The organism is Pseudoalteromonas luteoviolacea NCIMB 1942, from assembly GCF_001625595.1.
Lineage (GTDB): Bacteria > Pseudomonadota > Gammaproteobacteria > Enterobacterales > Alteromonadaceae > Pseudoalteromonas > Pseudoalteromonas luteoviolacea_A.
Map to the genome: position 1 here is coordinate 1 of NZ_AUXT01000027.1, position 7,489 is coordinate 7,489.

The window sequence follows — 7,489 nt, forward strand, 5'->3', positions numbered from 1 at the left end:
TGCAGCATAAGCTGGCTTTTTTACTCATTTAAGATTACTTGCTCAAATCAAGCATTAACTTGTTCAAGCGAGTCACAAAACTGACAGGGTCTTTTAGACTGCCTCGTTCTGCTAACAGTGCTTGGTCAAACAAGACTTCTGACCATTGCGCAAACTTATCCTCATCCTGCTCATCATTTAGATGCTTCACTAATTGATGCTCTGGATTTAATTCAAAAATTGGCTTACTTTCTGGTGCAGACTGACCAATTGACTCCATGAGCTTCTGCATTTGCGAACTCATATCATGGTCATCTACTACAACACACGCCGGAGAGTCTGTTAGACGATGCGTAAAGCGAACTTCTTTAACTTTATCACCTAGTGACGCTGAAATACGCTCAACAAGTCCAGCTACATCTTTTTCGCTCTCTTCTTGCGCCTTTTTAGATTCTTCGTCTTCTAAGTCACCTAGGTCTAAATCACCACGCGTCACTGACTGGAATTGCTTACCATCTAATTCTGTTAGATGGCCCATCATCCACTCATCAACACGATCTGACATAAGTAGTACTTCAATGCCCTTCTTACGGAAAATCTCAAGGTGCGGAGAGCTCTTAGCCGTTGCAAAGCTATCTGCAACTACATAGTAAATCTTATCCTGACCTTCTTGCATGCGTTCGACGTATTGCTCAAGAGATACATTCTGAGTGCTTTCATCAGTGCTTGTTGAGCTAAATCGTAATAATTTTGCAATCGCTTCTTTGTTTGCTGCGTCTTCAGCTGGGCCTTCTTTGATTACTTGGCCGAATTCATTCCAAAATGTTTGGTACTCTTCAGGTTTATTCTTGCCCATGCGGTCAAGCATCTTCAATACACGAGATGTACAACCCTTACGTATAGCCTGTGTAATTTTGTTATCTTGAAGAATTTCTCGTGATACATTCAACGGTAGATCATTTGAATCCAACAAGCCTTTTACAAATCGTAGATAACTTGGCATGAACTGCTCAGCATCGTCCATGATGAAGACGCGTTGAACATATAGCTTCAAACCTGTTTGGCGGTCACGATTCCAAAGGTCAAAAGGTGCCTTTTTCGGAATATACAATAAGCTAGTGTACTCTGTCTTACCTTCAACTTTGTTGTGTGCCCATGTCAAAGGCTCTTCCCAATCGTGCCCTACATGCTTGTAAAACTCTTTGTACTCGTCTTCAGAGATCTCTGATTTGTCGCGTGTCCAAAGTGCTGTAGCGCGGTTAATCGCTTCCCACTCACCCGGTTGCGCTTCAATTTTTTCACCATCAGGGCCTTCAGATTCAGGTACTGGCGCTTTAAACATTTCAACAGGAATAGAAATGTGGTCTGAGTATTTAGTAATAATTGAGCGTAAGCGGAATTCATCTAGGAACTCACCTTCGTCTTCGCGCAAATGAAGGGTAATTTCAGTTCCTCGTTCGGCCTTTTCAACATCTGCCAGTGAGTACTCGCCTTCACCTTTAGACTGCCACTCAACGGCTGTGGTTTCACCTGCTTTACGTGTACGAACGGTCACTTCATCTGCAACAATAAATGCAGAGTAAAAGCCAACACCAAACTGACCAATTAATTGAGAGTCCTTCGCTTGATCCCCCGTAAGATTTTGGAAGAATTCTGCTGTGCCTGATTTTGCGATTGTGCCAAGTGAGCTAATCACTTCCTCACGGGACATACCGATACCATTGTCAGAGATAGTGACAGTTTTAGCTTCCTTATCAGCGCTTACACACACTTTAAGATCGGCGTCTCCTTCATACAAGTCGCCGTTTTGCAAAGCTAAATAGCGCAGTTTATCTGCTGCATCTGATGCATTTGATACAAGTTCGCGTAAAAATATTTCTTTGTTTGAGTACAAAGAGTGGATCATGAGGTTTAGAAGCTTACCTACATCTGTGCCAAACTGGTGGTTTTCTTTGTTTTTAATATCAGACATTCGATATATCCTAATCATTTTAGTACACAAGCTCGTTGTACTATTATTCTGTTTGTAATGTTATGGTTAGGTATATTGTGATGTGAAAAGGTTTTTCAAGAGGTAAATAGAATTTTTTTATCGTCTGTATTCGCAAAGGGCAAGCAAAAACAGTGCTACCTGCTTGGCTCTCACTGTACTGCACGAAACCTAAGTTTAGCGCAGTACGTTTAACAGAGTCAGGGTTACTATGCTGATTTTCGCGCTACAAAAGCCATGTCTGAGGCGTCGCTTTGCTCCAAAAGCATAAGAAAGTTAGGTTTGCCGAATAACATCATTACATCTAATAATTGTGATGCTGATAATTCCGTTTTCCCAGATTCCCAGTTTGAAATGGTTGCTTGGTCGACTGGTGTAACCAGGCTTTTACCTAATTGAGCCTGTGTTAAGTTCATGTCTTGACGCATTCTGCGTATAGTCATTTGAATATAACGTTTAGCATCTTGTGTTTGCGCTTTACGCGAACGTTCATTTCTAGAGATCACACTCATAACATATCCATATCCATTTTCAGCATTCCACTAACATTAAGCTGGATATGCTTACTAACAGAGCTAGTCCACCCAACCAAAAGTAAGAAAAAATGATTAAATTACCCCCGACCCAATTAGACAACTGAACTCATTTAATGTAGTCTATCTGGGTCAACTGAGTAAATAATTGATCGGATTGGGTTATATGTCAACAGCTTTTGCAACAAGATTGAAACAACTAAGGGTATCCTTAGAAGAATCACAAATTAGTTTTTCTGAATTATTAGATATACCTACCGCCTCATACCGTAAGTATGAGAAGGGAGAGAGGGAGCCTACGCTATCCGTAATTGAAAAGTTTTTTTCACACCCGTTAACAGAGAAACATGCGTGCTGGTTAATTACAGGCCAAGAGAGACCCAATGTGACCACTTCAATCCAATCTAGTCAGTTGCAAAATGTAACCCAATCGTATGACAAAGATTTTGAATCTCAGTTTTTGAAAGCTGCAAAAGAAAGTTTGCTCTTTATTTGTCACCTTGGATGGTTTAAAAGAGGTAAAGAAGTAAACTTCGATAATTGTGGCAAAATTTTATTAAGAGACTTACAACCATTTTTAGACAAGAGAGTTGTAAACCCAACTAAAAAGGTCGGTTAGTATTATTGAAGCGTTAAAACATATCGAGCGCTAGTAAACATAGCATTTAAACCCGAGCATCAGTATCGAGCCAAAGAATACAAAGTTAAAGCAGGTTACTATTACGTAACGAAGTCTGCTTTACGCTTACAATTATAGTTTGGCAATGTCTCCCTTGCCACAACACACAAAAGCCCACTCCTTCAAATTAGTTACTAACCCGAATAGAAAACGATCAAGTTGGTATAAACCAGAAGCAAAATTTGCTTACCTTATGTATCTGGCATAAAGACCGAATGTGGCTTTAACTCACTTCAATAAGTTTCACTGAACACACACCTTAAAAAGGAACTAAATTGAACACAATCCGTCAATAAATTACATTTTGACCAAATAGCATACGCAGAGATTATTTTATCACTTTAAGGCTAGGCTTGGGATCTGTCTCTTCATGAGTTTGGTAGTTGAAATCCTTTGAGTCGTCTCGAAAATCTTCAACACGCTTTAAAACCATTTGCACGCCATCATGCTTTGCAAGGTCATTATCACTTTCTAATGCCTCCCCTAAGTCCATAACGATTTCATAGGCTTTATTATAGAGCTCGTCCGGCACCTCAGATTCTTCTTTTGTTGTAACCAAAAAAGCACGTACTTTCTTTTCAAAACGGGTTAGTTCATGACCATTTATGACTACTGCTAAAATAAAACAAATAACTAAACAGTAAATCAACAATAAAACTATTAGTAATGGCATGTCAGCTTTCCCTAGCAAACTTATTGATCATGAATATCTTTAACGGGTATTTCGCAACCAAGATAAATTGAACAATCGTGATTGTTAGGATCAATATAGAAAAAACTGAGTTGAATGCAACAATGTCCATATAGCCATAGACAATTAATTGAGTTGTTTTTAATACCATACTGAGAAACTGCAGATAACAACAAAACCTCGCCACTGGAGAAAACGTGCAGCCTCTCACGGCATGCAGAAGTGTAAGTGTTATAATGATAGAAGCGGACGTACAGGCCGCGATAAAGTGATAAATCTGCCTAAGGGCCATTTGCTCAATAGGTAACGTTACTATGTAATCTAGTAGTTGCTGAAAAAGCACGTAAAAAACAAGTGTAACCAAGGCAGCCAAAAAGCATGAATGCAGCTCATGGTCGTCTCTCGTTTTAAGGCTTCCTGAACGCCCAAACAACAAGCCTAAACGGTACTGTTTAAAGTAATAAAGCAGATAAACGACAACAAGGAGCATGAGCGCTTTAAGTACCCAGCTAATTAAGTCTATAAATTCATTCATAAATGTGAGTTATTAATCAACCTGCTAGGTGTTTTAAGCAAATATCGGCTGAGTTTTAATCAGCTCGCATGCAAACACTCTACTTAAACCACTTATTGTTATTGTCTTGTCATTTTTGGGCTGATTTTTTATAGTTTAAATCTCATTAACCCTTAAAAATCTGTGTAAAAATACACTCAAATTACTCATTTCCATTAAGACAAAGGCGATAGCGTTAAGTAGCCACACTTATTTTACTACCCATAAGCCATTTCTCTTCTTACAAACTTGATCGTCTAGTTCAACCTCACCCTCTTCGCTTTGAGTCGTTTCAGGTTGCTTTTGATTCCTAAACTTTTCAACACGCCGAAATACACTCTTGACACCGTCATACTTTACCATGTCATTATTGCACTCCAGTACTGCCCCCAAATCATCTACTATTTCATACGCCTGATAGTAATCTTTTTGGGTGATCACGTCTTCGCTATCAGCAGAGTCCTTTGCTATTAGTTTTTTTACCTTTTTTTCTATATTATTTAAGCTATGACCTTTTACTATCACGGTTAAACAGATAGTAATTGCCAACATATAAAGTAATATAGCAGCGATTAGCATTGTCACAGAATATACCTTGTTTGTATCTAGTAACGTATATATTACAAGTAATAGTTAAATTGCCGAGTAAAGATCAAGCGCCTCAAACTTTTGTTCAAAACACTAGATCCAAATCCACCATATTTCTGAGTCTTAAAAACAATCATCAGTAAATATTCCGGCACTAAAATAATATGTCCCCCTAACTAGAATTGCAACCTCTAATTTTACATTTTGTAAACAATACTGAGTGCAAGCCCTAGTCAGGTTAAAATGATAAGCTATTGAACAGATTAAGATTTAATTCAATTGTAACGTTAGAGCGTTTTCCTTCCAGAAAATGCATGCATTAACGTCATGCCATCAACCAAGTCTAACTCCCCTCCCACAGGCATACCGTGGGCTATTCTCGACGCTTTAACATCAAGATTACTACAAAGTTCAGCAATGTAGTGTGCTGTAGCTTCACCTTCAACCGTTGGGTTTGTCGCAAGAATAACTTCTTGAATACCACCTTGTTGCAACCTAGCGTGGAGTACATCTAGACCTATCTCTTGAGGCCCAATACCATCTAATGGCGATAGGTGTCCCATTAAAACAAAATACAACCCACTGTATTGCCCTGTTTGCTCAATCGCGAGTACATCTGTAGGAGATTCAACGATACACAGTAGCCCAGAGTCTTGACGCTTTATACTAGTACAAATGTCACAAATAGGCGTTTCTGAAAATGTTCGGCAAGATTCACAATGGCCGATGCTCGTCATTGCCTCGGTCAAACAGTTACCCAATTGAGCTCCGCCATCACGGTCTCGCTCCAGTAAATGAAAAGCAATGCGCTGAGCTGACTTGGGACCGATGCCAGGTAAACATCTCAATGCTTCTACTAAGGCGGCTAATTTAGGTGATAACTGCATATATCCTCAATGTCGGTACCCTTGCACCGAATGAAATAACTCGCTAGAGTGCGATAATAAGTGATTCAAACAGTGATTGAAAGCAATCAAATAAACACAAAGTTCAATTGCTTCAATTTTGTCCTTGCTTCTAACATTTCGCAGAATTTAGAACTATTTTTTATTCCTCAACACATAGGACAAACCTAAACCACTGCTGAAGCCAAATAGATGCCCTGAACTACTTGTTTGCTCAGAAAAGTCTAAAAGTGTAGCGAAAAAGCTAATATTCACGTAATAAGTTAACGCGATTAGTACAGCTAAACTCGTAAAGCCTATAAGGTTACGTTTAAATAATGCGATACCTATCAGATAACCGTAATAGCCCATGATAATACCAGATGCGCCAATATGATTCCCGCTACCCGCAAACAACCATACACAAATACCTGTACTTAAAGTAATGCCCAGTGTCACTCTCTTGAACCAGGCTTGTTTGCTCATTAGATAGCCGCTAATAGCTAAGCCTATTAAATTCCCACTTAAGTGCGACCAACCACTGTGTATGAATGGCGAAGTTAAAATGCCGATTAAATGCGTTTCACTATGTGGAATTAAACCTAAGGATTTTACCGGCACACCAACTAAGTCCAGTAGTAACATCAAAATCATGATGGTCGATGCATATAAGATCAGCGAAAGATTACTTGGAAAAAAAGAGTTCGACTTCATATCTAACTGTGTTTATTCGGTATAAGAAATGAAAAAGCCCGCTATAACTAGCGGGATTTTTCATTGTATTTATCTTAAAACGGCATCTTGAAGCCTAATAACAGCAGGGTAATTTAGGCTTATTTAATCTTATTAAAGCCCATTTTTACTGGCTTAGATGAATATTGCATAACCTGTCATAGGGTCAAATAAGTATTTATTTGTCCCCTATTTGTCCCCGTTTGTAGGGTTACTCTTACTACTTTTGACAAGCCTTAGAAGTATGCTTTTATATCAATAACTATTACTAACAAAGCCCCCTATGAAAGACATCCAGAGGCGAGCTCGTGAAAAACGTATCACAAGATATCAAGCAAAATACTGTAACTCAAATATAGATATAAATAAAATAGCATATGATTGCGCCATTCAACTGAAGAAACAAAACCAAAAGAAAAGAAGCTGGTGGCGCTGCATGTTTGAAAGGATTCGAAACAGAAAACCAACAAAATAACTTTCTTAACTTTAAAGTCATAAGTAACTTTAAATGAGTTTAGTAGTATGCATATTCGCCACTACTAGAGCATCTAAATTCATTTTTGATCATATCAAAACTGATTTTCCTTGAATCACTAACTACTGTTTGATTACCTAACTCAGTGGAACGGATGGATTTAAATATCTAGCAATGCAATGTCTTGTAAAACGGATGTGATCTAATCGGGATCTTAGGGCAATTGCATGACAGCATAGCTAACTGTTTGGTACCAAAGCTGGTTATTATTCCTCATCTACTCACGCTCTAATGAGCATCTATAAACCTTTAAACTGCGAGGAAATTATTTTGATTGTTTAAAAAGAGGATTTTTGTGGGTATCGAGGTAGTGTTCAAAAATCTG

Annotated in this window: 8 protein-coding genes; 1 reads left to right on the top strand and 7 read right to left on the bottom strand. The window is 38.5% G+C overall.

Annotated features, from left to right (window positions below):
- Positions 1-34: 34 nt before the first annotated feature.
- Positions 35-1,951 (bottom strand): molecular chaperone HtpG, encoded by a 1,917-nt coding sequence (gene htpG / locus N482_RS02905; protein ID WP_063375661.1) that lies wholly within the window; start codon positions 1,949-1,951, stop codon positions 35-37.
- 227 nt (positions 1,952-2,178) lie between these two features.
- The gene (locus N482_RS02910) at positions 2,179-2,481 is read right to left on the bottom strand and encodes a helix-turn-helix transcriptional regulator (protein WP_081227685.1); all 303 of its coding nucleotides are present in this window, start codon (positions 2,479-2,481) and stop codon (positions 2,179-2,181) included.
- A gap of 187 nt (positions 2,482-2,668) precedes the next feature.
- On the opposite strand from N482_RS02910, the gene N482_RS02915 reads away from it, so the two are divergent.
- The gene (locus N482_RS02915) at positions 2,669-3,121 is read left to right on the top strand and encodes a helix-turn-helix domain-containing protein (RefSeq protein ID WP_063375662.1); all 453 of its coding nucleotides are present in this window, start codon (positions 2,669-2,671) and stop codon (positions 3,119-3,121) included.
- 388 nt (positions 3,122-3,509) lie between these two features.
- Here N482_RS02915 and N482_RS02920 read toward each other — a convergent pair whose 3' ends face one another.
- The 5 genes from N482_RS02920 to N482_RS02940 all read right to left on the bottom strand — a co-directional run bounded on the left by N482_RS02920 (position 3,510) and on the right by N482_RS02940 (position 6,611).
- Positions 3,510-3,854: a hypothetical protein gene (locus N482_RS02920; protein ID WP_063375663.1), complete on the bottom strand. Its 345-nt coding sequence runs from the start codon at positions 3,852-3,854 to the stop codon at positions 3,510-3,512.
- Between the two features lies 1 nt (position 3,855).
- Positions 3,856-4,407 (bottom strand): hypothetical protein, encoded by a 552-nt coding sequence (locus tag N482_RS02925; RefSeq protein ID WP_063375664.1) that lies wholly within the window; start codon positions 4,405-4,407, stop codon positions 3,856-3,858.
- Positions 4,408-4,635: 228 nt separating this feature from the next.
- Positions 4,636-5,010, bottom strand: a complete 375-nt coding sequence (locus N482_RS02930) for a hypothetical protein (RefSeq protein WP_155730453.1) — start codon at positions 5,008-5,010, stop codon at positions 4,636-4,638.
- Between the two features lie 290 nt (positions 5,011-5,300).
- Positions 5,301-5,900, bottom strand: a complete 600-nt coding sequence (gene recR / locus N482_RS02935) for a recombination mediator RecR (protein WP_063375666.1) — start codon at positions 5,898-5,900, stop codon at positions 5,301-5,303.
- Positions 5,901-6,053: 153 nt separating this feature from the next.
- A complete protein-coding gene (locus tag N482_RS02940) occupies positions 6,054-6,611 on the bottom strand; it encodes a rhomboid family intramembrane serine protease (RefSeq protein WP_063375667.1) in 558 nt (185 codons plus the stop codon).
- Positions 6,612-7,489 lie beyond the last annotated feature (878 nt).